Source organism: Paraburkholderia sp. GAS41, assembly GCF_050436545.1.
Taxonomy (GTDB): domain Bacteria; phylum Pseudomonadota; class Gammaproteobacteria; order Burkholderiales; family Burkholderiaceae; genus Paraburkholderia.
In genome coordinates, this window is sequence record NZ_JBNDMK010000002.1 from 417,049 (window position 1) to 440,472 (window position 23,424).

25 protein-coding genes are annotated in these 23,424 nt (G+C 61.0%); 19 read left to right on the plus strand and 6 right to left on the minus strand.

The window, feature by feature from the left end; translation table 11 throughout:
• Nucleotides 1–278: 278 nt before the first annotated feature.
• The gene (locus tag P3T43_RS05025; RefSeq protein WP_429279935.1) at nt 279–1,451 is read left to right on the plus strand and encodes a porin; all 1,173 of its coding nucleotides are present in this window, start codon (nt 279–281) and stop codon (nt 1,449–1,451) included.
• A gap of 106 nt (nt 1,452–1,557) precedes the next feature.
• Here the strand turns inward: P3T43_RS05025 and phnX are convergent, their stop codons facing one another.
• Nucleotides 1,558–2,361: a phosphonoacetaldehyde hydrolase gene (phnX, locus tag P3T43_RS05030; RefSeq protein ID WP_429279936.1), complete on the minus strand. Its 804-nt coding sequence runs from the start codon at nt 2,359–2,361 to the stop codon at nt 1,558–1,560.
• A 100-nt stretch (nt 2,362–2,461) separates the two neighbouring features.
• Nucleotides 2,462–3,667 (minus strand): 2-aminoethylphosphonate--pyruvate transaminase, encoded by a 1,206-nt coding sequence (locus tag P3T43_RS05035; protein ID WP_429279937.1) that lies wholly within the window; start codon nt 3,665–3,667, stop codon nt 2,462–2,464.
• A 117-nt stretch (nt 3,668–3,784) separates the two neighbouring features.
• Here P3T43_RS05035 and P3T43_RS05040 point away from each other — a divergent pair, with 117 nt between their 5' ends.
• The 12 genes from P3T43_RS05040 (at nt 3,785) to P3T43_RS05095 (ending at nt 12,700) form a co-directional block, all read left to right on the plus strand.
• Nucleotides 3,785–4,642, plus strand: coding sequence for a LysR substrate-binding domain-containing protein (locus P3T43_RS05040; RefSeq protein ID WP_429279938.1), 858 nt, complete (start codon nt 3,785–3,787; stop codon nt 4,640–4,642).
• A 293-nt stretch (nt 4,643–4,935) separates the two neighbouring features.
• The gene (locus P3T43_RS05045; RefSeq protein WP_429279939.1) at nt 4,936–5,151 is read left to right on the plus strand and encodes a hypothetical protein; all 216 of its coding nucleotides are present in this window, start codon (nt 4,936–4,938) and stop codon (nt 5,149–5,151) included.
• Nucleotides 5,152–5,413: 262 nt separating this feature from the next.
• Nucleotides 5,414–5,803, plus strand: coding sequence for a VOC family protein (locus tag P3T43_RS05050; RefSeq protein WP_429279940.1), 390 nt, complete (start codon nt 5,414–5,416; stop codon nt 5,801–5,803).
• A 7-nt stretch (nt 5,804–5,810) separates the two neighbouring features.
• On the plus strand, nt 5,811–6,230 hold the full coding sequence (locus P3T43_RS05055) for a hypothetical protein (RefSeq protein WP_429279941.1): 420 nt from the start codon (nt 5,811–5,813) through the stop codon (nt 6,228–6,230).
• A 113-nt stretch (nt 6,231–6,343) separates the two neighbouring features.
• The gene (locus tag P3T43_RS05060; protein ID WP_429279942.1) at nt 6,344–6,922 is read left to right on the plus strand and encodes an RNA polymerase sigma factor; all 579 of its coding nucleotides are present in this window, start codon (nt 6,344–6,346) and stop codon (nt 6,920–6,922) included.
• A gap of 12 nt (nt 6,923–6,934) precedes the next feature.
• Entirely contained in the window at nt 6,935–7,249 is a 315-nt protein-coding gene (locus P3T43_RS05065) for a hypothetical protein (protein WP_429279943.1), read from the plus strand.
• A complete protein-coding gene (locus tag P3T43_RS05070) occupies nt 7,246–7,542 on the plus strand; it encodes a 4Fe-4S binding protein (protein WP_429279944.1) in 297 nt (98 codons plus the stop codon). The genes P3T43_RS05065 and P3T43_RS05070 overlap by 4 nt, the downstream gene beginning before the upstream one ends.
• A 105-nt stretch (nt 7,543–7,647) precedes the next feature.
• Nucleotides 7,648–7,812 (plus strand): hypothetical protein, encoded by a 165-nt coding sequence (locus P3T43_RS05075; RefSeq protein WP_429279945.1) that lies wholly within the window; start codon nt 7,648–7,650, stop codon nt 7,810–7,812.
• On the plus strand, nt 7,809–8,525 hold the full coding sequence (locus P3T43_RS05080) for a dienelactone hydrolase family protein (protein WP_429279946.1): 717 nt from the start codon (nt 7,809–7,811) through the stop codon (nt 8,523–8,525). The genes P3T43_RS05075 and P3T43_RS05080 overlap by 4 nt, the downstream gene beginning before the upstream one ends.
• Nucleotides 8,526–8,966: 441 nt before the next feature.
• Nucleotides 8,967–9,986 (plus strand): phosphogluconate dehydrogenase (NAD(+)-dependent, decarboxylating), encoded by a 1,020-nt coding sequence (gene gnd, locus P3T43_RS05085; protein ID WP_429279947.1) that lies wholly within the window; start codon nt 8,967–8,969, stop codon nt 9,984–9,986.
• A gap of 243 nt (nt 9,987–10,229) precedes the next feature.
• Nucleotides 10,230–11,291: a phytoene/squalene synthase family protein gene (locus P3T43_RS05090; protein WP_429279948.1), complete on the plus strand. Its 1,062-nt coding sequence runs from the start codon at nt 10,230–10,232 to the stop codon at nt 11,289–11,291.
• Nucleotides 11,292–11,398: 107 nt separating this feature from the next.
• Nucleotides 11,399–12,700, plus strand: coding sequence for a UDP-N-acetylglucosamine 1-carboxyvinyltransferase (locus P3T43_RS05095; RefSeq protein ID WP_429279949.1), 1,302 nt, complete (start codon nt 11,399–11,401; stop codon nt 12,698–12,700).
• Nucleotides 12,701–12,715: 15 nt separating this feature from the next.
• Here P3T43_RS05095 and P3T43_RS05100 read toward each other — a convergent pair whose 3' ends face one another.
• The 3 genes from P3T43_RS05100 to P3T43_RS05110 form a co-directional block, all read right to left on the minus strand.
• Nucleotides 12,716–13,243, minus strand: a complete 528-nt coding sequence (locus P3T43_RS05100; protein ID WP_429279950.1) for a hypothetical protein — start codon at nt 13,241–13,243, stop codon at nt 12,716–12,718.
• Nucleotides 13,244–13,434: 191 nt separating this feature from the next.
• Nucleotides 13,435–14,517 carry an asparaginase gene (locus P3T43_RS05105; RefSeq protein WP_429279951.1) on the minus strand — a complete coding sequence of 361 codons (1,083 nt, stop codon included), beginning with the start codon at nt 14,515–14,517 and terminating at the stop codon, nt 13,435–13,437.
• 284 nt (nt 14,518–14,801) lie between these two features.
• The gene (locus P3T43_RS05110; protein ID WP_429279952.1) at nt 14,802–15,035 is read right to left on the minus strand and encodes a hypothetical protein; all 234 of its coding nucleotides are present in this window, start codon (nt 15,033–15,035) and stop codon (nt 14,802–14,804) included.
• A 277-nt stretch (nt 15,036–15,312) separates the two neighbouring features.
• Here P3T43_RS05110 and P3T43_RS05115 point away from each other — a divergent pair, with 277 nt between their 5' ends.
• The 5 genes from P3T43_RS05115 (at nt 15,313) to P3T43_RS05135 (ending at nt 19,401) form a co-directional block, all read left to right on the plus strand.
• Nucleotides 15,313–16,140 carry an IclR family transcriptional regulator gene (locus P3T43_RS05115; protein WP_429279953.1) on the plus strand — a complete coding sequence of 276 codons (828 nt, stop codon included), beginning with the start codon at nt 15,313–15,315 and terminating at the stop codon, nt 16,138–16,140.
• A gap of 92 nt (nt 16,141–16,232) precedes the next feature.
• A complete protein-coding gene (ehuD, locus tag P3T43_RS05120; protein ID WP_429279954.1) occupies nt 16,233–16,955 on the plus strand; it encodes an ectoine/hydroxyectoine ABC transporter permease subunit EhuD in 723 nt (240 codons plus the stop codon).
• Nucleotides 16,952–17,740, plus strand: a complete 789-nt coding sequence (locus tag P3T43_RS05125; protein ID WP_429279955.1) for an amino acid ABC transporter ATP-binding protein — start codon at nt 16,952–16,954, stop codon at nt 17,738–17,740. Before ehuD ends, P3T43_RS05125 begins: the two co-directional genes overlap by 4 nt.
• A gap of 48 nt (nt 17,741–17,788) precedes the next feature.
• On the plus strand, nt 17,789–18,646 hold the full coding sequence (locus tag P3T43_RS05130; RefSeq protein WP_429279956.1) for a substrate-binding periplasmic protein: 858 nt from the start codon (nt 17,789–17,791) through the stop codon (nt 18,644–18,646).
• Between the two features lie 437 nt (nt 18,647–19,083).
• Nucleotides 19,084–19,401, plus strand: coding sequence for a DUF4148 domain-containing protein (locus P3T43_RS05135; protein WP_429279957.1), 318 nt, complete (start codon nt 19,084–19,086; stop codon nt 19,399–19,401).
• Nucleotides 19,402–19,528: 127 nt separating this feature from the next.
• On the opposite strand, the gene P3T43_RS05140 is transcribed toward P3T43_RS05135, so the two are convergent.
• The gene (locus P3T43_RS05140; RefSeq protein WP_429279958.1) at nt 19,529–21,844 is read right to left on the minus strand and encodes an FdhF/YdeP family oxidoreductase; all 2,316 of its coding nucleotides are present in this window, start codon (nt 21,842–21,844) and stop codon (nt 19,529–19,531) included.
• A 160-nt stretch (nt 21,845–22,004) separates the two neighbouring features.
• On the opposite strand from P3T43_RS05140, the gene P3T43_RS05145 reads away from it, so the two are divergent.
• Nucleotides 22,005–23,420: a PLP-dependent aminotransferase family protein gene (locus P3T43_RS05145; RefSeq protein WP_429279959.1), complete on the plus strand. Its 1,416-nt coding sequence runs from the start codon at nt 22,005–22,007 to the stop codon at nt 23,418–23,420.
• The last annotated feature ends 4 nt before the right edge of the window (nt 23,421–23,424 follow it).

Genomic DNA, 23,424 nt, shown 5'->3' on the forward strand with positions numbered 1-23,424 from the left:
CGGGACTGTCGAATCTCCTTGTAGCGTTGTTGTACCGGTCTGATGGCTATTTCGAGTTGCTGAAAAATAGAATTTCAATATGAGTCGATTTTTTAACGTCAAACCGTCAGATATATTTGCGCCGCGGTAGTCAATCGCGCCGTCCGGATGAAGTGTCGTTTTATCTGAACGGTATTTTCATCGGGAAAGCGGACTTCAAACGTCAACGTACGTTCGATTTACGAGTGGCTTCGCACGACGGTAAATCGAGACCAAATTCTTCAATCGGATAAAATTTCATGAAAAAAGCAATTCTCGCAGTGGCGTCTCTCGCAGCCATGACGTCGGTCGCTCATGCGCAAACTAGCGTCACGCTCTACGGCGCGGTGGACACGAGTATTGCGTATTTCGGCAATCAGCAAGGCGCGAACCGCTCAGGCGGAACGTTTCAGCTGTCTCCCGGCAATCTGTCGCCGAATCTCTGGGGCTTGAAGGGTACGGAAGATCTGGGCGGCGGTCTGTCGGCCATCTTCAAGCTGGAAAGCGGCTTTAACGTCGACAATGGCCGCCTTGGCCAGGGTCAACGCATATTCGGCCGCACGGCCATGATCGGTCTTTCGGGTGACAACACGGGCACGATCACCCTTGGTCGTCAATATGATCCGCTGATCGACCTGATCCAGCCTGTGACGAACGACGATACCTTTGGTCCGACCTTCGCCACGCCGGGCGACATTGATAACTACGACAATAGTTATCGGACCAACAATTCCATCAAGTACACCACGCCGAACTATGCCGGCCTGCAGGCATCGGCAATGTATGCGTTCGGCGGTGTGCCCGGCAGCACGGCGAGCGGTCAGACCTATGCGGCAGCGGTAGCTTATAACCACGGTCCGTTTGGCTTTGCCGCGGGTTATTTCCACGCAAACAGCGACCATGGCACGGCCGCTACGTTCGACGGCCTGAATCCGGACGCCGCGAGTTTCGCCGTGGATTCTGAAGCCATTAGCGGCGCTTTCGTGTCGGCGAACTCGATGCAGATCATTCGCGCCGCAGGCGACTACGCGTTCCGCAATTTCACGTTCGGCGTTTCGTATAGCAATGTGCAGTACAACAATTACACGACGTCTTTCGGTAGCCAGAACAATACGAAATTCAACACCGGTCAGGCCTTCGTGAACTACCAGCTGAATCCGGAGACGGTTGTCGGCGTGGGCTACGACTACACGAAGGGCAGCGGCAACAACGTCACGGTTGCGTATAACCAGGTCAGCTTCGGCGCGGACTACTTCCTGTCGAAGCGCACGGACATCTACGCGCTGGCCGGTTATCAGAAGGCATCGGGCAATACCATCAGCGCGACCTCGGGCGATGTGGTCGCCGCAGTGGCGTCGATGGGCGACTTCGGCAACGATGCGTCGACCAACAAGCAGGCAATGGGCATGGTCGGTATCCGTCACAAGTTCTAAGCTTGCGTTTCATGTAAAAAAATCCTGCCTGGAGAGCCTCTCAGGCAGGATTTTTCATTAGGGAAGCTTAGGGTTTTACTAGCTGCCTTTATTTTTACCAGGCTTATTAAGGCCGTTCCCCGCGCGCCAGCCTGCCCTCGATGTCATACACCACCGGCATCAGATCCGCTACGCTATCCACCACGTAATGCGCGCCCGCAGCGGTCAGCCGTTGCGCGGCGGCAGCGCGCAGCCGCGTGAATTCGTCGGCAGGCAGTGCTTTCACATCCGCCTCGGCCATACCGAATGCATTGCCGCTGACGGCCACACCGACGGCCCACGTCCCACCGTTGATGCCTTCTTCAATACCGACCTCGGTATCGTCCACCTTGATCGCATTTTTGGCGAGCCACACGCCGAGTTGCGGCAACGTCTTATAGATCATGTAAGGCGAAGGACGGCCTTCCGGCGTGTCCCCGGTACACACGAGGCTGTCCGGCGAAAACCCCTGCGCGGCCGCGCCCGGCGTGATTTCGGCCATGATCTCGCGGGTATAGCCGGTGGTGGTGCCGATGCGGATATCCTCGGAACGCAATGCCGTCGCCACGTCCGCGACACCCGGAATCACCTGGCTATAGCTCGCAGCCACCTTGATGTTCTTCGGCACGAAGACGTCATAGATCGCATCGATATCCTGCTCGCCCGGCGCGTGACCGTACTTGTCCTCCCACGCCTGAGCGACACGTGGCAGCGCCATCAACGCCGCGATATGCGGACGCTTGGCCATGCCCATCGGCCCGCGCGCTTCGTCGACCGTAATCGACACGCCAAACTGCTCGAACGTTTCGACGAACGCGCCCATCGGTGCAAGTGAACCGTAATCGACCACGGTGCCGGCCCAATCGAAAATCACTGCTTTTACGTGCTTCATTTACGTCAGATCCTGAGTAGAGTCTGGGCGACGGTGGAGGGCCTATTAGGTCTCTTGCGTCGCGGGTTTCCTGCTGCGCGCCCGGGCGCCGCGGTCAATATCAAACTTGCTGAGCGAGCAACTGGCGTTCTTCGAGCGCCGCGTCTGGCGGCGCCGCGTGTTCGACTCCCATCGTGCGCAACGCTTGAGCGCATGCGGCGACGACGCGTCGCATGACGTCAGCATCCACCTGTCCGATGCAACCCACGCGGAAGCTTTCCACTACCGTCAGCTTGCCCGGATAAATGATGAAGCCCTGCTGCTTCATCAGATCGTAGAACTGGTCGAAGCGGAACGCAGGATGGGCAGGCGCAAAAAACGTCACGATGATCGGCGAGCGCCAGTGAGCGTCGAGCAGCGGTTCGAATCCGAGTTCATGCATGCCGGCAACCAGCACGTCGCGGTTGTGCGCATAACGGGCGAGGCGTGCAGGTTGTCCTCCCTCGAGTGCGTACAGCCTTAGCGCCTCGATAAAAGCCGCGACGGCGTGCGTGGGCGGCGTGAAGCGCCACTGCCCCGTGCGGTTCATCACATCCCACTGGTCGTACACGTCGAGGCTCAGCGAGTGGCTGCGGCCCTTGGCTTCGAGCAAGGCGCTTTTACGCGCGATGACGAAACCAAAGCCCGGCACGCCTTCAATGCACTTGTTCGCTGAAGAAACGAACGCTTCGCACTGCAGATGGCGCACGTCGAGCGGCACCGCGCCAAATGCGCTCATGGAATCGATCAGCAGCTTGCGGCCCTTCTTCGCGGTGGCTGCGGCGATCTCTTCGACAGGATTGAGAATCCCCGAGCTCGTTTCGCAATGCACCGCGACGACGTGGGTGATGCTCGGGTCGGCGTCGAGCATGCGCTCCACTTCGTTGCCGCGCGGCGGCAGGTAGTCGCCTTTGTCGAGCACCGTGTGACGGCGGCCCAGATAGCCGAGCGTGGTCGCCATGCGCTTGCCGTAGGCGCCGTTCGCCAGCACGAGTGCGTGTCCGTCGCGCGGGATCAGGCTGCCGAGCATGGCTTCGACGCAGTAACTTCCACTCCCTTGCAGTGGCACGCAATCGTAGTCGCCCGCGGTGTCGCCGGCGATCTCGAGCAGGCTACGGCGCAGGCGGGCGGTCATGGCGCGGAAATCGCCGTCCCACGAGCCCCAGTCGCGCAGCATCGCTTCCTTGGTCGAGAACGCCGTGGTGAGCGGTCCCGGTGTCAGCAGATACGGCTCGCCTTTGGCAGGGGGCGCGCACGAGGCAACGGATGAGTCGACTGCGGTGTTCATGCTTGAACGTCCAATGAAGGTCTCAGTGGTTGTCACAGTACAGAAGACTGGTCCATCGGTAAAATCGATATAATCGATAGAGCTATCACTAAAACTTATCGACAGGTCGAGGCGCAGATGCAATACGCGCAATTGCGGGCATTTCACGCGGTCGCCGAATACGGCGGCTTTTCCAAGGCGGCGCAGGCGCTGTCGTTGACGCAGCCGGCCATTTCGGATCACGTCCGGCGGCTGGAACAGGATTTCGGGGTCAAACTGTTCGAGCGCGGGCCGCGCGGCGTCGAGCCGACCGAACTCGGGCGACGGCTCTTCAGCGTGACGCGGCAAATGCTCAGCTGCGAACGCGACGCCCGCCAACTGCTCGAATCGGCAAGCGGCCTGGAATCCGGCACGCTCTCGCTTGCCGCGGACGCGCCGGATCTCGCGGTCAAGCTAATCGGCGCGTTTCGCCAGCAACATCCCGGTATCGTGGTCACCCTGTCCATCGCGAATGCGGCCGAGTGCATGCAGCGTGTGCTGTCGAGCACGGTTGACGCGGCGATTACCGCCGCGCCGCAGGTTCACAGCCGTCTCGAAGCGCGCGTGCTACGGCGCGATCCGCTCGTGGCGATGGTACCGGCTACCAGTCCGATCGCCAAAAAGCGCAAGTTGACCTACGCGGAGCTCGTCCAGCAGCCGGTGATCTTTCGGGAAGCGCAATCGGTGACGCAGCAGTTGCTCGAAATCGAACTGGTTCGCCAGGCGTTGCAGGTCGAGCCGGTCCTTTATGTGGACGGCCGCGAGGCGCTCGAGGAAGCAATCGCGCAAGGTATGGGCGTGGGAGTGATCGCGTCGGCGGAATTCAACGAATCGCGCCGCATCCGAATGATTCCGCTACTGGACTGTCAGGTCGAGATGATCGAATCGCTGACGCGGCTTGCCGAGCGGCCCGCGTCGAATCTGCTGAATGCCTTGTTCGCGACCGAACTCGGTTAGCGCCTTTCACGCGGATAAAACGGTCAACGCAAAACGCGAATCAATTTGCTATTCGCGACTCGCAACATTCAATCGCAGAATCGCATCGGAGGGCCGGCATCCCGCCCTCCCAGACGACAACCTCGCGCACATCCCCGTCATTTGACAATGTTTTACAGCTTCGGCATTTCTGAGATGCTATTGTCGTTCAGGCTGGCGAGCGGCCATCAGCGTCGGCCTTGGGCATGCAACCCCACGTTCCGCGGTAGTCGCGAAGTAGTTCATATGGACCTTCAACATATACGGTGATTGTCATGGGAATTCTGGATACGGTAGGTGAAATTGCAGGCGCAGTCGCGGCAGTGGAAGCAACGGAGAAAGTCGATCCGGATGCCGGGCTGCTGACCAAAGGCATCGCCGCAATCGCCGGGTTCAAAGGCGCCGGCGCGCTGGAATCGCTCGTCGACAAGAAAGAGGGCGAAAGCACTGAGCTGGCGTCCGACACGGACGGCGCTGCGCCGCAAGCCTGAGTTCGAGTGGTTCACAGACCAGTCGTTTGCGCGGCTGGTCTGCCGTTGCATCATCCCACCGCTTCACATGTAGACCGCCAGGTCGTCCCGCTTGCCTCGTCCTTGACGCGCCCGTGGGCCCGTAGGCCCGTGCATGCCAATACTCCATCCTGCTTTAAACTGATCGGCGATTGACGCGTTGTCATCCGCGATGTGACCGCTTCGCTTCGTGGCGAAGCGGCGCGCACGCATCGCACCACCATACCGTTCAGTGGGAGGGTTCATGCCTGTTCTCGGCTTCGCTCATTACAATTTTCGGGCGAGTCGCCCGATGCTCGATACCTTGCGCGATTTTTATGTCGAGGTGGTCGGGTTGCAACTCGGTCCTCGACCGCCGTTTCAGAGCTTCGGTTACTGGCTCTACATTGGCGAGCGCGATGTCCTTCATCTCAGCGAGGTGCGACCGGACGAAGAGCGCCCCGCGCATGTGATCAACACCTTCGACCATGCCGCGTTCGTCTGCAGCAATCTGGGCGCGTTCGAAGCACGTCTGGATGAGTTCAAGATCCGCTATCGACGCGAGCTCGTGCCGTTGACCGGCCAGCATCAATTGTTTTTTCTGGACCCGGCCGGCAATGGCGTGGAGTTGAATTTCGCCGAGCAGGATCTTTGAGGTCGACATGGACGACGCCTTGCAATATCAGTTGAGGATCACCGTGACCGCAGAGCTTGCAGCGCGCTTGCGCGGCGATTCGTCGTCTGACGCGTACGCGGCACTCGGCGATGTTCTGCGCAAGCACAATGCGTCCTTGAAGTGCCAATTCGACGCGTTCGCGGACTACGTCAGCGAGGCCGAACGACTCGGCTCCGAACATTACCCGCTGTATCAGTGGACCCGGGACACGATCGGGAAGCCGGAGAAAAAGGCCCGATACCTGCGGTCCTTCGCGCTGTATGTCAATGGCGCGGAGGTTTACGACAAGGAGATTGCCGACCCTCTGCAGGCGGAACTGACCGCGCTGGCTGGCCTTGCCGGAATAGAAAGCGTGCACAAGTTCGACACCAACCCGGCAAACAGCCCTCAACCTCCCGCGCGGTAACACCAACACCTTGACTGCGGACGGCAGCGGCGCTGACAAAGGCCGCGAACCACAATATGCCGCTTATTTCCCGCCCGGCACAATATCCCCGCTCCTGATCCGTCTACCGACGTATGGAACCGACGCCGACCCCGGACCCGATGCTCGAACGAGACCGCGACCTCACCGCAACCATCTTGCGTGAGCGCAGCAAGCTTGGGCATTTCATCCGGCGTCGGGTGCGCGATCCGAGTGAAGCGGAAGACATCCTGCAGGATGTCTTTCACGAGTTCGTGCAGGCCTACCGGCTGCCGGCGCCGATCGAGCAGGTCAGCGCATGGCTGTTCAGGGTGGCACGCAATCGCATCATCGATGTGTTTCGCAAGAAACGGGAGCTGCCGCTGGCCGAGGCCGCGGGAGATCCGGACGACGACAGCGAGTATCGACTGGATCTTGCTTTGCCGTCCCACGACGCCGGTCCTGACGCGGTGTATGCGAGATCGGTGCTGCTGGGTGCGCTACAGGCGGCGCTTGACGAACTACCGGACAACCAGCGCGAAGTCTTCGTCGCACATGAACTCGAAGGGCGCAGCTTCAAGGAACTGGCCGCCGCGAGCGGTGTAAGCGTGAACACGTTGCTCGCGCGCAAGCGTTATGCGGTGCTGCATCTGCGTGCCAGTTTGCAGGCCGTGTATGACGATTTGGATATCTAAAGGAGCAGGTCGATGAGATGCAGAGCGAGATTCTTCGGCAAGGCGCTGCTGGCGTTGGTGGCGATTGCCGTGTTGGGATGGATCGTGATGTCCCTATGGAATTGGGTGATCCCAGCGGTATTCGTCGGCGGGCGGGCGATCGATTACCTGCACGCGCTGGGTCTCTTGGTTTTGAGCCGTATCCTGTTTGGCGGATTTCGCGGCCGGGGCGGCTGGCACGGACACGGACCATGGCGCAGGTGGGAGCGCATGAACCCGGAAGAACGCGAGAATTTCCTGAAGGGCGTCTCGTCCGCGCGCGGCAAGCCGCAGGAGGACAACCCGTGAGACAGGCATCGACAGCGGCTTGCAAGCAGGCCGCGGGCATCATTGCCCCAGTGGTGGATTTCAAACGCTGCGAAGGTAAGGGCGATTGCGCAGTCGTGTGTCCCGAGGACGTTTTCGAAATTCGCCGGATTGACGACGCAGACTACGATAACTTAGGCATGCTTGCCAAATTCAAGCTGCGCGTGCATGGTATGGAGGTCGCTTACGCAACGAACGCCGATGCGTGCCGGGCCTGCGGTTTGTGCGTGAGCGCATGTCCGGAGCGCGCTATTACGCTGGCGCGCGTGAGATGACGTGAGTCACACGCGACGAAAGCGGTCGCGCTGGACGCTTTCGTCAAAGGCATCGCGCCCGAACGTTCCAACGCAGTGCTGCCGGGAAACGGCAAAAAGTTGGCCATGACCACCGTGCTGCGCGTGGCGATGAGCGAAGCGGCTCGCAAGGTTCGCGCAGTCGGTCCGAAAGACGGTGTGGAGGAAAGGGACTTGGCGGTGTGGGCCTGCAACCCCGCACAACAACCGCTATCCTATGCGTTCCGCCCAAACGAGGAGACCGTCTCATGAAACAGCCAACAGGATCCATGATTACCTTTCGCCGCCCGGATGGAAAGGACGTCGAGGGATATCTCGCCAAGCCGCAGAACGCGGCAGGCGCCCCCGCTATTGTGGTGATTCAGGAATGGTGGGGCTTGAACGACCAGATTCGCGGCGTAGCCGACCGGCTCGCGCAATCCGGTTATCTGGCGCTCGTACCCGATCTCTACCGCGGTAAAGCGACGGTCGAAGAAGAGGAAGCGCACCATCTGATGAGCGGGCTCGATTTCGGCGACGCCGCTTCGCAGGATATTGCCGGCGCAGTGCAGTACCTGAAGCAACATACCGATCGTATCGGGCTGACCGGTTACTGCATGGGCGGTGCGCTGACACTGCTGGCGCTCGGCCAGATCCCTGATTTGTCGTCCGCTGTGGTGTGGTATGGCTGCCCGCCGCTGGAATACATTCAGGCGGACAAGATCAAGGCGCCGGTGCAAGCCCACTGGGGCACGCAAGACGAGTTCTTCCCCACCGCCATGGTCGAAGCCGTCGAAGCCAAGCTGCGTGACGCGAAAGTGGATCTGGAATCGCACCACTATCTGGCACACCACGCGTTCGCCAACGAAACCGCAGTCGGCCCCGGCCGTATTTCACGCACCCAGTTCGATCCGGTCTGGTCACAGTTGGCCTGGGATCGTACGTTGACGTTCTTTGGCCGCACGCTGTGGGCGCAACGGACCTGAACTGCATGGAAAGCGCGCCATAGTGGCGCGCACCTGTGCACACCGGCATGAAGCATGATGGATTGATGTGCGTCATGCAACGCTGCAAAACGCCCGGTCAGAGCGGGCAGCAAGACACGAGCGGCAAAGCCCCGGTGTATCCGTCACCGGATTGAACGACTCCCGCCCTCTCCCTGTCTCATCGTTGTGCCTGCTCATCAGCAGGCACATTGCATGCCTGCAATAACTGCGCCGCGCTACACGCCAACCCTCGATTGTGCGGAAAAGATTCCATGCGAAAAGAGCGGGTGGCGAGTAACGTACTAAGGTACGACCGTACAGGACCATCGCTTTCGCATGTGAGCGTCGTTCCGGGCGTCGCATGCGCTCACGGTCCTGGCTCACAACTGCTTGAACGTCCGCGACAACCACGCTCGCGGTACCGCACATAAGGAGTGAAAGATGCAGCTAGGCATGATTGGATTGGGGCGCATGGGCGCTGACATGGTACGACGCCTGACCGCCGGCGGTCAGACATGCGTGGTCTACGACGTCCAGCCGGCGGCGGTAGAGAAACTCAAGCAGGACGGCGTCGCGGGCGCCTCGTCCCTCGAAGATCTGGTCAAGCAACTGGCCAAGCCGCGCGCGGTCTGGCTGATGGTGCCGGCGGCCGTGGTCGATGCGACGCTCGCTCAAGTGACGCCGCTGCTGGAACCGGGAGACATTGTGATCGACGGCGGCAACTCGTTTTACCGCGACGACATCCGGCGCGGCAAGGAATTGGGCGCGAAGCAACTGCACTATGTGGATGTCGGCACGAGCGGCGGCGTGTACGGCCGTGAGCGCGGCTATTGTCTGATGGTCGGCGGTGAAGCGGCGGTGGTGGAACGGCTGGCGCCAATCCTATCGACGTTGGCGCCGGGCCCGGGCGCGGCCACGCCCACTCCGGGGCGCAGCAAGGACGCCGGCACGGCCGATCAGGGCTACTTGCATTGCGGAGCGCAAGGTGCCGGGCATTTCGTGAAGATGGTTCACAACGGCATCGAGTACGGGATCATGGCGGCTTATGCGGAGGGCTTGAATATCCTCCACAACGCCAATGCGGGCAAAAAGAATCAGGACGTCGACGCCGAAACCTCGCCGCTGCACGGCCCGGAGTTCTATCAATACGACCTGAATTTGCCGGAGATCACCGAGGTCTGGCGGCGCGGCAGCGTGATCGGCTCGTGGCTGCTCGACCTGACCGCCGCTTCGCTGGCTGGCGATGCGGGCCTCGAACAGTACTCGGGGCGCGTATCGGATTCGGGCGAAGGGCGTTGGACGATCGAGGCGGCGATCGACGAAGGCGTGCCCGTGCCGGTGCTGAGTGCGGCGCTCTTCGCGCGCTTCAGCTCACGCGGCGACGCGGATTTCGCCAATCGGGTGATGTCGGCGATGCGGCATGACTTCGGCGGTCACAAAGAAAAAGCGGCTGCCAAGTAGGGTTAGCGGCCAGCCTGGCAGGTTGACTGACGCCGCAGAGGCCCCAAGGGCCTCTGCGGCGTTCGCCGTACAGCAAGTTGTTCCCTTGAACCTCTGGCTCGAGCCCGTGGCGGCCGGCGCACGACGCGTTTTCGCCTTGACGGTGTGACCGAAGCCGGCCCGCTCAAGGCCGGCAGGATAGTCACGGTTTGCAGGATACAATTCGGCAGCGCCTAATTTGTCCCAAACCGACCTGATCGATCCATGCTGACTCCTACTCGGACCTACCTTCTGGGTCCGCTGCTAAAAGGCGTTTCACGTTCCTTTTATCTCACGCTGCGTATCTTGCCCGCCGGCATGCGCGACCCGATTGGTCTCGCGTATCTGCTCGCGCGCGCGGCCGACACAATCGCCGACACTTCCCTGATTCCCCCAGCGCAACGTCTGGAATTGCTGCTCTCGCTGCGTGCCCAGGTCAACGGCGCCGGCGATCAGGGCGCCTTCCTGCAGCGGATGTCGGTGGAGGTGGCAGGGCAGCAGACGCTGTCGGACGAAAAGGTCTTACTGGAGTCGCTGGGTCCGGCGCTGGCGATCCTGTCGCAGTTGAGCGAGTCGGATCGCAAGGCGGTGCGCGAGATCGTCTCGACGCTCACGGAGGGGATGGAGTTCGATCTGCGTACCTTTCCGGATGAACGTTCAGGCCAGATCGTCGCGCTCGAGGCCTTGTCCGAACTGGATCGCTATACGTATCTGGTGGCAGGTTGCGTCGGCGAATTCTGGACCAGGATGACTTACGCGCACATGCCGGGGACGCTGAAAAGCTCGCCGGAGACGATGTCGTCGATGCTGCAGCGTGGGGTTCGCTTTGGCAAGGCGCTGCAAATGACCAATGTGCTGCGCGACTGCGGCAAGGATTTGCGGATTGGCCGCTGTTACCTGCCGGTCGAAATGCTGGATCGCTTCGGCCTGAGCCCGCAAGATCTGCTGGAGCCGGGCAACTCGTTGCGGGCGCGGCCGCTGCTGGTTGAACTGGTCCGACTGACGCTCGATCACTTCCGCTTGGCCGTCGACTATACGCTGGCGCTTCCGGCCTTCTCCGTGCGCTTGAGGCTGGCTTGCCTGTGGCCGGTGTTGATTGGTCTCGAGACGGTGCTGTTGCTGGTTCATAACGACGACTGGCTCGATCCGGACAAGGTCTCCAAGATCCAGCGCGGCAAGGTATATCGGGTCATCGGCGCTTCGATACCGCTGGTGGCGTCGGATTGGCTGCTGCGTCGCTGGGCCGAGGGGTTGATTGAACGGATCGAGGCGCGCTTGCAGGACTGACTGCACGGCGGTTAACCCACGCAAAAATCGGCCGCGTCCGATCGGCAGTACGCGCCGCGCGATGGCATGATATTGGCCTCACGTCCCCCTCTTTCAGCCCCCCGAACATGTCCAACCTGATCGTTCACGGCGGTCTCCCGCTACGCGGCGAGATCGAACCCTCTGCCAACAAGAACGCCGTCCTGCCGATTCTCTGCGCCACGCTGCTGACCTGCCAGCCGCTGCGCTTGATCGGCGTCCCCGAGATTACCGACGTCAAGAAGATTCTCGACATTTTCCGCATGCTGGGCAGCGAGGTGTCGATGGATTTCGGCACCGGCATTCTCGACCTGCACCATCACGCCACCGCATTCGATCCCGTCGCGCACAAGCTGCCGGAGGAGATGCGTTCGTCGATCATGCTCGTCCCGCCGTTGCTCGCGCGTTTCGGCGTGGCTCGTCTCGAGAATGACGTGAAAGGCTGCACGCTCGGTGTGCGCGAGATCGACCCGCACGTCGAGGTGTTCGAGCGCTTCGGCGCACGGGTCGCGCGCACGGCGGATTCGCTGATCGTACGCGCCGAGACGCAGATGAGCGCGAATCAGCATTGGCTCGACTACGCCTCGGTGACGACCACCGAGAACTTCGTGTTGTGTGCGGCGTCGGCGACGGGCACATCGACGCTGGTCAATGCAGCGTCTGAGCCGCATGTGCAGGAGTTTTGCCGCTTTCTCGCAATGCTCGGCGTCGAGATCGAAGGTATCGGCACCTCGCGTTTGAGCATATCGGGCGGCAATCCGCTTGGCGGCGGCGAATTCCGCTTTAGCGAGGATTTCCACGAAATCGCCACGTTTCTGGCACTGGGTGCGATTACCGGCGGTGACATCGTGGTTCGGAATACCGCGCCGGAACAGTTTCCGCTGATCGATCGGACGTTCGCCAAGTTCGGCGTGGAAGTGGAGCATCGCGACGGCTGGTCGCGCGCGCTCCGGGAAGGACCGTTGCGGGTACGCCGGCCATTTACGCAGAACATCCTCACCAAGGTGGAAGCGGCGCCCTGGCCGTATCTGCCGGTGGACCTGCTGCCGATCTTCATCGCCCTCGGCGTGAAGGCCGAAGGCAGCGCGATGTTCTGGAACAAGGTTTATGACGGCGCAATGGGCTGGTCCGGCGAGCTCTCCAAATTCGGCGCGCACGTCTTCCTGTCCGACCCGCATCGCCTGATCACGTTCGGCGGCCTGCCGTTGAGTCCGGCCCGGGTCGAGAGTCCGTACATCATTCGTGTGGCGATTGCGCTTCTGATGGTCGCCGCCAGCATCGAGGGACGGTCGGAAATCATGAACGCGTTGCCGATCCGCCGCGCGCATCCGCACTTCGTGGAAAACCTGCGCTCGGTGGGGGCAAACGTGGAATGGACCAGCAGCGAATAAGCGAGGTCACGCTCGTCACTGCACGGCGTAGCCGCGCCCCTGCATGCAGGTCGCGTAGGCGCGCCAGTAACGCGTCATGGGCGGTTCAGGCGGCGGCATCGGCGGCGCCTTGACTTCGGTTGCGGTTGGCGGCTCGCTGGCGCCGCCTAACTCAGGCACCCCGCTCTTGTCGGTTTTCGGCATCGGTTCACTGGCTTGCCCCGTTGCGGCGGCCGCGCCGCTAGCAGGCGGTACGCCAGCCGCTGCCATCGCCTTCGTGCCGCTGGCTGATACCGCTCCGCTTGCGGGCAGCGGCGGTTGCGACACCTGAGCGCCACTGCCGATACTCGCGGCCCCCGAGGCGAGCTTCGGGCGAGTGGGCGACTGTGCTTCACGCGTCATGTCGACGCCGGACTGGCGTCTGGCCGTGCCGTAGCACGTGGCAGCGTCGGTGTTTTGCTGCCAGGCGTTCTGGCTGCGGATTGGGTAAACCACGGGCTGCCACGCCAGCACGGCGCCGCTCATGCTCAACAGCGTCAGGCCCATTGGGATTGTCATTTTCATCGCGACGCCTCCTGATGCGGTCTCGCTGCAATCCGTGCCCTGTTTCACGGTCCGCGGACGTGCCGCGGCGTGAAACCGTCCCCGCATTGCGGCTCGCGCTCGACCGGCAATAGATGTCAGTTCAGCGTAACACCGGGTCTACAGGATGAGCGGCGCGATATATCGGCTCTGTCGGCCATTGTGAAGCTTAATCAGGGCAGGGTGGCGGCTACGGCTTCGAGTGCAACGGAAAGTGCGATCCGTCCAGCTTCCACGTTCATCGTGTTGCGCATGGGCGGGTTGCGGAACGCATCCAGCTGGGCGCGCTGCGCGGCGGTGCCGATCCCGAGCTGGTCCAGCAGATCGGCCACGATCGCGTATAGCACCGTGGCGTTGCCGTCTTCCACCTTCACCGCAATCCCCAGCGCGCCATCGGCGCCAAGGCGTGCCGTCTGTTCCGAGGCACGCACGCCGATCGCATAGCTGGCGTCTGCGCCCACCTTGGCCACCAGCGCTCCTTCGAAGCTGCGCATCAACGCCGTGCAGAAGCGACCTTCACCTGCGACCATTTCCGGATAGGTAGTCATCGCCCGATAGATGCGCGCCAACCCAGCGTGGTGCGTCGATGCCCCTGCTGCGGCGGGTTGGGCGGCGGCATCGGCCAGCTTTGCGTAAAGCCGTGCCAGACGCTCCAGCGGAAAAGCGGGCGTCGGCAGATTGCAGCCGTCGATGGCCCATTGGACGCCATCGTCAGGCAGGTCGCACACCTCGGCGACGGTATGTTTCACGCGTACCTGTAGCGGATGCTCGGGGAGGTGGTAATCCTCGACGGTCGAACCGATCGCTTGCGCGGCCGCGAGCATGCCGGCGTGCTTGCCGGAGCAGTTGCTGCATACGGCGCCCGGCGTGAAATCGCGTTTGATCCATGAGCGGTAGACCGCGTCGGATAGCGGCGGATGGCCGCCGCAACGCAGATCCGCCTCGCTCGCGTGGGCTTTCGCAATCATCTGACGGGTGCGTTCGATGTGCCGTTCCTCGCTGTTGTGCGAGGCGCACATGAGCGCGAGATCCGCCTCATCAAAGCCAAAGCGTTCGAGCGCGCCGGTTTCGAGCACGGCAAGCGCCTGGGCGGGCTTTGCCGCCGAACGCGCCAACGTCATGCGGGCGGGATCGCCGAAGGCATAAAGCAGGCGCCCGCGCGCATCGACCACCGCGACATGCGCGATATGGGTGTTTTCGATCGCTTCGCCGCGATAGATCGTGGCCGCAATCGACCTGGTTGCGCCCGCAGTCATCTGCGTTCTCCTGGACGGTTATTGGAAGCAGCCGATTTTACGTTTTATATCGTGCAAACCAAACCGCGGCGAGCATGGTGGCGCGGATTTTCCGGAACGAGATCGTGCCCAAGAGCGGCTACGAATATGTCACGTCCCAGTCGTATTCACGACGGGTGATAGCAGGTTAATTCGTATGACAAATACGGTATTACTTACTTATTTCAGACTGGATTTGAAATTTACTGAAATATACGGAAATCAGGTCACCCGTTTTTAACCGGATAAAATTTCGCGCGTTTGTGCTATTCCTTGAGCGAATCGAGAATCCGGTCAATTTCATGGAAATGGGCTTGCGATAACTGATAGTTTTGCATGATGCTTTGCAGGCGCTTACGCCAATAAGCAAGAGGCAAGCCGGACTCGGCGAGATCTGTTGCGGTCAAGCGCTCGATGACCAGCCGGATATGCACAATTTCACTGTGCACGAGTTTCGCCGAATGTGCGCCTGACATTTTCGACTGATCGTCAATGCCCAAATCCCGCTCGGAGATTATTCCCATTGTTGCTTGCCGCCGAGTGGGTGACGCCGCGCCAAAAGCCCCGGAGCGCGGCGTCGACTCGAATGCGGCCTCCTCTCGCTATTTTTCGTGGTTAGGCGCGCCATGAATCGGCAACGCCTGCATGGATTAATTGTTCTGTCCTACCGAACTGCGTTCGGCAATAGATTCATATTAATTTCCTGATTAGTGACTGTCAATATGAGATGTGGGATGCTATCGGGGTAGCTTCATCAATCAGAGGATTCAAAACAAAATGACAGATGCAGCTCAATCTACAGAGGACCGATACGCGCTACGCAGTGTGAGTCGCGCGCTCGATGTCCTTGAGGTTTTGGGGAAGGCCGGCAACGGGGGGATGACCGTTGCCGGCGTGGCTGAGCAGATCGGCGTATCGAAGAGCACGGCCTTCGCGCTTTTGCAGACGCTTTTGCTGCGCAATTTCGTGGCCGATGTCCGGCTCGGCGGCTCGCGTCGCTACCGGTTGGGACTTGCGCTCGTCTATCTGGGCGATCGCGCCGCGGAAGATGTCGGCGTATCGCAGCTTGCAATGCCGGTGCTGCGCGAACTCACGGAAGTAACTGGTTTGACGTCGCGCCTTGCCATACTCGATCAAGGCTACGCAGTGGCGATCAGCCGGGTCGACGCGCCCGGCATCTTGCGGATTGCCTCCGCGCTGGGACAACGCGAATTGCCCCATTGCTCGGCGCTCGGCAAGTCGCTATTGGCGCTGTTGCCGCCGGCGCGGGTCGTCAAACTGCTGGCGCAAACCGGCATGCCGCGCCGCACCGAATATACCCTCCTGACACCCGGCGAATTGATGACCGATTTGATGCTGGTTGCCCAGCGCGGTTACGCGTTCGATAACGAAGAGGACAACATCGGTGTGGTGTGCATCGGCGCGGCGATTACGAATCGGGAAGGCGAAGGCGTCGCCGCGATCAGCGTGACCACGCTGAAAAGCGGCCTCGACGACGACGATCTGCACGAGTTGGGTCGCACGTTGCGCAGGTATGCGGATCGTGTGAGCCGCAAGCTCGGCGCGCAGGTCGATCCTGAAGTCTGCACACTTCAAACGACCTAGGCCACGGCACAGGTGGACCGCCTGCACGTGACGCTTCGCTATGCGAGCGCTGACGCGATGGTGCGCCCGGGGCCTTGGCACGAAGGAACTCCATGCTGACAACGTTTCTTGCCCTGTTCGATTGGCAGGGCGCAGGCGACTACATGCCTGCACTGCTAAGAGGTGCGGCCACGAGCCTCGTGCTGACCGCGTGCATCATGTTGATCAGTCTGCCGCTTGGGTTGCTGATCGCGCTCGCCAAACTCGGGCGCTCGCGGATCCTGCGCGCGTGTGTGTCCACGTATATCGAGGTGATCCGCGGCACGCCTGCGCTATTGCAACTGTTCTACATCTATTTCGTTCTACCTTCGTTCGGGATTCGTTTCGATCCGTTTACAGCGGGGGTGATCGGCCTGTCGATCAACTATTCGGCTTATCTCGCCGAGGTTTATCGCGCCGGCATTGCCGCGGTTCCGCAAGGGCAGATCGAGGCCGCCAAAGCGCTCGGCATGTCGCGCCGCAAGATGTTGCGCCTGGTCGTGCTGCCGCAAGCGATTCGCGTGGTGATTCCGCCGCTCGGCAATTACGGCATTTCGCTCTTCAAGGACACCTCACTGGTTTCGATCGTCACCGTGAAAGAGCTGATTTTTACGGGGCAAATCGTTTCATCGACGAACTTTCAGTACGTCACCGTGTTTACGATCATCGGCGCGATTTACCTCGCATTCTCCTATCCGAGCGCGCTGCTGGTGCGCTGGCTCGAACGGCGCATGAGCGTCGGCAGCCGGGCGAACCCGGTCAGCAGCGTGCCGCAGGGCACGGCGGTGACGCGATGATCCGGCTCGAGGGTGTCAGCAAGCATTTCGGCGCGGTGCATGCGCTGAAAAACGTGTCGCTCAGCGTCGCGAAAGGCGAGGTGTTGAGTGTGGTCGGACCGTCCGGGTCGGGCAAGTCGACCTTGCTTCGCTGCATGAACCATCTGGAGAGCATCGACAGCGGCACGATCTATGTCGACGACGTCCCGGTTTTCCAGAACGTGAAGAACGGCGAGCGACGGACCGCTAACGACAGGGCGATCGAAGCGATCCGTGCACGAGTCGGCATGGTGTTCCAGGCGTTCAACCTGTTCTCGCATTTGAGCGTGATCGAAAACATCACGGTTGCGCCCATTCACGTACTGGGTCGGTCGGCGTCCGATGCAATTCATGAAGCCAGCGCATTGCTCGACAAGGTGGGTCTGCTGGCGAAAGCCAGCGCCTATCCGCACGAGTTGAGCGGCGGGCAGCAGCAACGGGTGGCCATTGCGCGAGCACTGGCTATGCAGCCGGAAGTCATGCTTTTCGACGAGGTGACGTCGGCCCTCGATCCGGAACTCGTGGGGGAAGTGTTGCGTGTCGTGCGCACGCTTGCCGATGAAGGCATGACGATGATCGTCGTCACGCATGAAATGGGTTTCGCGCGTGAAGTGTCCGACCGTATCGTGTTCATGGCGGAGGGGCAGATTGTCGAAGAGGGCGCCCCGGCTGCTTTCTTCGCAGCACCGCAGCAAGCGCGCACGCGCGAATTTTTGCGCTCGATGTGGGAGCGAAACCGGCAAATGGGTCACGCCGTCAGCGCGTGACGCTACCTGAGCCGGCGCCTAAAAGACAATGATCTGAGAGAGTTTTCCATGAGACTGACATCGCTAATGTTTGCTTCGATGGTGGCGGGGGTCCTGTCTGTCTCCACGGCTTGGGCGGCCGATGATACGGCGATCAGAAGCGTGCGTTTCGACGGCGGCGATGGCTCCTACAAGCGCGCAATACAAAACGGCGTCACGTTCGTGATTGCCGCCGATCCGCCTTCGACGTTTCTCGACAACAAGACCAATAGCTACGATGGCGTCGACGTGCGTATCTTTCGCGAAATCGCCCAACGTCTCGGCATCAGCAAGGTGACGTGGAATATCATGCCGTTCGACGCGATGATCCCCACGTTGCTGTCGGGCCGCGCCGACGTGATCGTGGACAACCTGCATGAGACCGAAACGCGCCTGCATGTCGTTGCGTTTACGAGTCCGGCCTACTGGTACGGTTCGGGTATCGCGGTGCAACGTGGCAATCCTTCGAAGATTCACAGTTGGGCCGATTTTGCCGGCCATACCATCGGGACGCTGCGCGGCAGCATCAATCACCAGTTGCTCAGTCAACGCAAAGATCTCAAGGAACTGAAGCTTTATACGAGCAACGAGGCTGAATTCGCGGATCTGATCGCGGGACGCCTCGATGTGGCGATGGAAGACGACATCAAGATTTCCGCGTTCCTGAAGCAGCATCCCACCGCTGCCATCCAGATGGTGACTGACTACCGGCCGTTGCCTCAGGAATACGGCTACGCACGTTATGCGCTGCGCAAGGGCGATGTCGACCTGAACAATGCCGTGTCCCGCGCGCTCGATGAAATTCGCGCCGACGGCACGCTCAGCGCGATCATCGCGCAGTTTGGTTATAGCGAGCGCAATCTCTGGTACTTCCCTGTCAAGAATTGATGGCTGCGGCGCGGCGACAAACGATCGCACCGCGCACAATCCGCACCTCTCGGAGTTGGCCGTACAATCACGCCTTCGTCAATCGTCCGGCTCGTGTCTGGCGATACGCGACGCACGCCTTTCCTTGAATCGAAACCTGAACTACTCGTGACTTCTTCCTCCAACGCTTCTGTCCCCAACTCCCGTAAATCGCTGACCATCATCCAGACGCTTGTCATTGTCGGCACGGCCGGCTTGATCGGCTCATTGCTCCTGAAACTGCTGGCCTAGCCGCGTGATGCGCGCCGTCAGTACGAAGCGCGCTTTATATCAAATCACGTAACAATGTTTCGCAAGAGTGACGATTACTTCAGATGGATTGCATAACTAGAATGCAATCGTTGGCTGCGAACAAGGTGTTCGCGGCAGCAGAAAAATAAAATCTGGAGGTCGTTTCCATGAAGTCGCTTATTCAAGCTGTTGTTATCGCCGCTGCACTGGTTGCTCCGGTGGCTTCGTTCGCTCAACAGACGAACGCGCCGATCACCCGCGCCCAGGTGCGCGCCGAACTGATTCAACTCGAAGCGGCTGGCTACCATCCGGGCATCTCGGATCCGTTTTATCCGGCCAACATTCAGGCGGCTGAAGCACGCGTAGCTGCGCAAAACAGCTCGGAAACCGCTTACGGCGGCATGGCCAATGCCACTGCAGTTGGCGTGCACGCAACGGCGCCGGCCGCTCCCACCGGTGTGAAGCCGGTGTATTTCGGCCAGTAAGCCGTTGATGCTGGGGAGTGGATGCGCAATCCGTTTGCGCACCGCGCAGGCATGCAGTGAATTGAAGCAAAGACAAAAGCAAAAGGCCGCTCCGACGTCAGTCAGAGCGGCCTTTTGCGCGTTCGTCTCAGGCGGCGATCGCTTCTTCCACCGACGCCGTCAGCAACACCGGAATCGACTTCGAAGTGGGCGTCCCAGCGCCATCTGCGACCGATGAAAGCGGCACCAACGGGTTCGTTTCCGGGTAATAGGCGCCAAGGCAGCCGCGTGGAATGTCGTACTCGACCAGCAGAAAGCTGTCTGCGCGGCGCTCGACGCCATCGTCCCACACGCTCGTGATGTCCACGCGCTGGCCTGCTTCAAAGCCGAGCATGTCGATGTCCGCCTTGTTCGCAAACAACACGCGCCGTTGACCGAACACGCCGCGATAGCGGTCGTCCAGCCCGTAGATGGTGGTGTTGTACTGATCGTGCGAGCGGGTGGTCATCAGTGTCATCAGACGCTCGCCATGGCGGCTGCGGGCGCGATGAATGGGTGAGTCGAGCGAAATGGCATGTACGAGAAATTGCGCTTTTTTGCTCGGCGTATGCCAGATCCGGTCGCGCGAGGCGACGCCCAGATGGAAGCCACCCGGATTCTTCAAACGCTCGTTGTAGTTTTCGAAGCCGGGGAGCACCTTCTCGATGCCGTCGCGGATCAGCGCGTAGTCGTTGGTATGGGCACGCCAATCGACCTTCGCGTTACCGAGCGTCGCTTCCGCCATGCGCGCCACGATGGCGATTTCCGACAGCAGATCCGGCGACGCCGGCTTGTTCATGCCGTACGAAATGTGCACCATGCTGAACGAATCTTCGACGCTCACGCCTTGCGCCACGCCATTCTGCATGTCGATCTCAGTGCGGCCGAGTGTCGGCAGGATCAACGCATCGCGACCATGGATGAGATGGCTGCGGTTCAGCTTGGTGGTGATGTGAACGGTCAGATCGCACGAACGTATGGCTTCCCACGTGCGCGGTGTGTCCGGCGTCGCAATCGAGAAATTGCCGCCGAGGCCGATAAACACCTTCACCTTGCCGTCGAGCATGGCCTGAATCGAGTTCACGACATCGAGGCCGTGTTCGCGCGGCGGCTCGAAGTCATACACCTCGCCGAGACGGTCGAGGAACTGCTCGATCGGGCGCTCTTCAATCCCCACCGTGCGATCGCCCTGCACGTTCGAGTGACCACGCACCGGGCACAGGCCCGCGCCGCGCTTGCCGATCATGCCGCGCATCATCATCAGGTTCGACAGGATCTGGATCGTCGGCACCGAATTTTTGTGCTGCGTGAGGCCCATGCCCCACGTGCAGATAACGGCTTTGCCCTTGACGTAAATGTCGGCGAGCTTGAGGACATCGTCCATTGGCACGCCCGATTCGGCGATGAGGGTGTCCCAGTTTTCGGCGCGCAGATCGTCCGCGAAGCTGTCGAAGCCCACCGTGTGCTCCGCGATGAAATCCACGTCGAGGACACGTTCGGCGCCGCTAGCCAATGCCGCGTCGTCCAGTTCGATCACGCGCTTGGCGACGCCCTTGATCAGCGCGAAGTCGCCGCCCACCGTCGGGCGAATGAACACGGAACTGATTTTGGTGCTGCCCATGGTCAGCATTTCAATCGGGTGCTGCGGGCTGGCAAAGCGCTCGAGGCCGCGTTCCTTGAGCGGGTTGATCGACACGATGGTCGCGCCACGCTTGGCGCATTCACGCAACTCGCCGAGCATGCGCGGATGGTTGGTGGCGGGATTCTGGCCGAAGATCAGCAGCGTGTCGGTGTGTTCCAGATCGTCCATCGTGACGGTGCCCTTGCCGACGCCTACCGTGCCCGGCAAGCCGCGGCTGGTGGCTTCGTGGCACATGTTCGAGCAGTCGGGGAAGTTGTTGGTGCCGTACATGCGCACGAACAGCTGGAACAGGAACGCGGCCTCGTTGCTGGCGCGTCCCGAGGTGTAGAAGGCGGCGCGGTCGGGGTTGTCGAGCGCTTTCAGATGGCGCGCGATCAGATCGAAGGCTTCGTCCCAGCCGATCGGCACGTAGCGGTCGAGCAGCGCGTCGTAGACCATCGGCTCGGTCAGGCGGCCATGTTGTTCAAGCTCGTAGTCGGACTGCGTCATCAGTTCCGCAATCGTGTGTTCTGCGAAAAACTGCGACGTCACGCGCTTGCTGGTTGCCTCCGCAGCCACGGCCTTGACGCCGTTTTCGCAGAACTCGAAAGTCGACGCATGTTCGCGATCCGGCCAGGCGCAACCCGGACAGTCGAAGCCGTCAGGCTGATTCTGCTTGAACAAGGTCTTGTAGTTACCGCCGGTGACACGCTCCTTGAGCAGGTTGATCGCGACGTATTTGAGCGCCCCCCAGCCTGCGGCGGGGTGTGTGTAAGGTTCGATGCGCGCTTCGGGTTTCTTCATGACCTGACTGGCTGAAATAGGCGGGGTTGCCGATGAGTCCAAGCTTACTGTGTTCCGAAAAATTCTCGGGACACAGAAAACTGGAAAGAAGAGGGATACAGTTTGCGGGTTTTGTCATAGACTGCGGTGATCTCCGTTGTCATTGGCTGTAGTTGACCCCTTGAAGCTCTATGAAAAACTCGCCGATGAAATTGGCGAAGCCGTCCGCCGCGGGGTGTTCGCGGTGGGCGAGCGGATTCCGTCGGTACGGCAGTCGAGCCAGCAGCACGGTGTCAGCATCAAGACCGTGTTGCACGCGTACGCCTTGCTGGAAGGCCGCGGCCTGATCGAAACGCGGCCGCAATCGGGCTATTTCGTGCGCGAACCGGCGGCCACGCCGCAGATGGGCCGCGAGCCAGCCGCGTCGCCTCCCGCACCGGCTTCGGAAGTCGACGTGAGCCGTCTGGTGCTGTCCACGCTGCGCAGCATCCGCGCGCACGAGGCGCTGCCGTTCGGCTCTCCGTATCCGGACCCCTCGCTATTTCCGTGGCGCCGCATCAACCAGTACGCCAACGCGATTGCCCGGCGTCATTCGAGTTGGAACCTGATCGACGACCTGCCGCCGGGCAATCCGGAACTGATCCGCCAGATCGCGCGGCGCTACGCCGAAAATGGCGTGCCGGTGGATCCGGACGAAATCATCATCACGCTTGGCGCGACCGAGGCGATCAATCTGAGCTTGCAGGCGGTGGCGAAACCGGGTGACACGGTGGTGGTCGAGTCGCCGACGTTCTACGCGATGCTGCACGCCATTGAACGGCTGGGCATGCGCGCTATCGCCGTGGCGACGCATCCCACTGAGGGGATCGACATCGAGGTACTGGCGCGGGTCGTCAGCGAGCAAAAGATCGCCGCGTGCATGGTGATGCCGAACTTCCAGAATCCGCTGGGTTTTCAGATGCCGGACGAACGGAAGAAGCAGCTTGTCGATCTGCTCGCGGCGCGCGACATTCCGGTGATCGAGAACGACGTCTACCAGGAACTCTATTTCGGCGACACGCGACCCACCACGCTCAAGAACTTCGACAGCAAAGGGCTGGTCCTGCACTGCGCTTCGTTTTCGAAAAGCCTGACGGCGTCGTACCGGATCGGCTGGGCGATGCCGGGCCGCTATCGCGGGCAGGTCGAAAAACTCAAGTTCCTGAACACGCTGACGACACCTTCCGTGCCGCAGGTGGCCGTCGCCGATTATTTGCGGCAGGATGGCTACGACCGCCATCTGCGGCATTTGCGCAAGTTCTACCGGCAGCAGGCTCGCCTGATGAGCGCGATGGTGCTGCGTTTCTTTCCGACGGGTACGCGTATTTCCGTGCCGCAGGGCGGCTACGTGCTGTGGGTGCAGATGCCCGAACGCGTCAATTCGATGCGGCTTTACCAGGCGGCGCTCGCACTCGGCATTACGGTGGGTCCTGGCTACATGTTTTCGACACGCAATGATTTCAGCCACTTTATCCGGCTGAACTACAGCTATCCCTGGACCGCGCAGACCGAGGCGGCGCTCATGACGCTAGGCGGTCTCGTTGCCGAGATGGCCTGAGGAG

What these genes read in the sequence shown, in the direction of transcription:
- P3T43_RS05060 (WP_429279942.1), top strand. Translation starts at nt 6,344, where the DNA reads ATGGAACCGACGCCGACCCCGGACCCGATGCTCGAACGAGACCGCGAC.
- P3T43_RS05130 (WP_429279956.1), top strand. Translation starts at nt 17,789, where the DNA reads ATGAGACTGACATCGCTAATGTTTGCTTCGATGGTGGCGGGGGTCCTG.
- P3T43_RS05080 (WP_429279946.1), top strand. Translation starts at nt 7,809, where the DNA reads ATGAAACAGCCAACAGGATCCATGATTACCTTTCGCCGCCCGGATGGA.
- P3T43_RS05135 (WP_429279957.1), top strand. Translation starts at nt 19,084, where the DNA reads ATGAAGTCGCTTATTCAAGCTGTTGTTATCGCCGCTGCACTGGTTGCT.
- P3T43_RS05100 (WP_429279950.1), bottom strand. Translation starts at nt 13,243, where the DNA reads ATGAAAATGACAATCCCAATGGGCCTGACGCTGTTGAGCATGAGCGGC.
- P3T43_RS05045 (WP_429279939.1), top strand. Translation starts at nt 4,936, where the DNA reads ATGGGAATTCTGGATACGGTAGGTGAAATTGCAGGCGCAGTCGCGGCA.
- P3T43_RS05065 (WP_429279943.1), top strand. Translation starts at nt 6,935, where the DNA reads ATGAGATGCAGAGCGAGATTCTTCGGCAAGGCGCTGCTGGCGTTGGTG.
- P3T43_RS05055 (WP_429279941.1), top strand. Translation starts at nt 5,811, where the DNA reads ATGGACGACGCCTTGCAATATCAGTTGAGGATCACCGTGACCGCAGAG.
- phnX (WP_429279936.1), bottom strand. Translation starts at nt 2,361, where the DNA reads ATGAAGCACGTAAAAGCAGTGATTTTCGATTGGGCCGGCACCGTGGTC.
- P3T43_RS05025 (WP_429279935.1), top strand. Translation starts at nt 279, where the DNA reads ATGAAAAAAGCAATTCTCGCAGTGGCGTCTCTCGCAGCCATGACGTCG.
- gnd (WP_429279947.1), top strand. Translation starts at nt 8,967, where the DNA reads ATGCAGCTAGGCATGATTGGATTGGGGCGCATGGGCGCTGACATGGTA.
- P3T43_RS05140 (WP_429279958.1), bottom strand. Translation starts at nt 21,844, where the DNA reads ATGAAGAAACCCGAAGCGCGCATCGAACCTTACACACACCCCGCCGCA.
- P3T43_RS05075 (WP_429279945.1), top strand. Translation starts at nt 7,648, where the DNA reads ATGACCACCGTGCTGCGCGTGGCGATGAGCGAAGCGGCTCGCAAGGTT.
- P3T43_RS05095 (WP_429279949.1), top strand. Translation starts at nt 11,399, where the DNA reads ATGTCCAACCTGATCGTTCACGGCGGTCTCCCGCTACGCGGCGAGATC.
- P3T43_RS05050 (WP_429279940.1), top strand. Translation starts at nt 5,414, where the DNA reads ATGCCTGTTCTCGGCTTCGCTCATTACAATTTTCGGGCGAGTCGCCCG.
- P3T43_RS05090 (WP_429279948.1), top strand. Translation starts at nt 10,230, where the DNA reads ATGCTGACTCCTACTCGGACCTACCTTCTGGGTCCGCTGCTAAAAGGC.
- P3T43_RS05035 (WP_429279937.1), bottom strand. Translation starts at nt 3,667, where the DNA reads ATGAACACCGCAGTCGACTCATCCGTTGCCTCGTGCGCGCCCCCTGCC.
- P3T43_RS05105 (WP_429279951.1), bottom strand. Translation starts at nt 14,517, where the DNA reads ATGACTGCGGGCGCAACCAGGTCGATTGCGGCCACGATCTATCGCGGC.
- P3T43_RS05115 (WP_429279953.1), top strand. Translation starts at nt 15,313, where the DNA reads ATGACAGATGCAGCTCAATCTACAGAGGACCGATACGCGCTACGCAGT.
- ehuD (WP_429279954.1), top strand. Translation starts at nt 16,233, where the DNA reads ATGCTGACAACGTTTCTTGCCCTGTTCGATTGGCAGGGCGCAGGCGAC.
- P3T43_RS05040 (WP_429279938.1), top strand. Translation starts at nt 3,785, where the DNA reads ATGCAATACGCGCAATTGCGGGCATTTCACGCGGTCGCCGAATACGGC.
- P3T43_RS05125 (WP_429279955.1), top strand. Translation starts at nt 16,952, where the DNA reads ATGATCCGGCTCGAGGGTGTCAGCAAGCATTTCGGCGCGGTGCATGCG.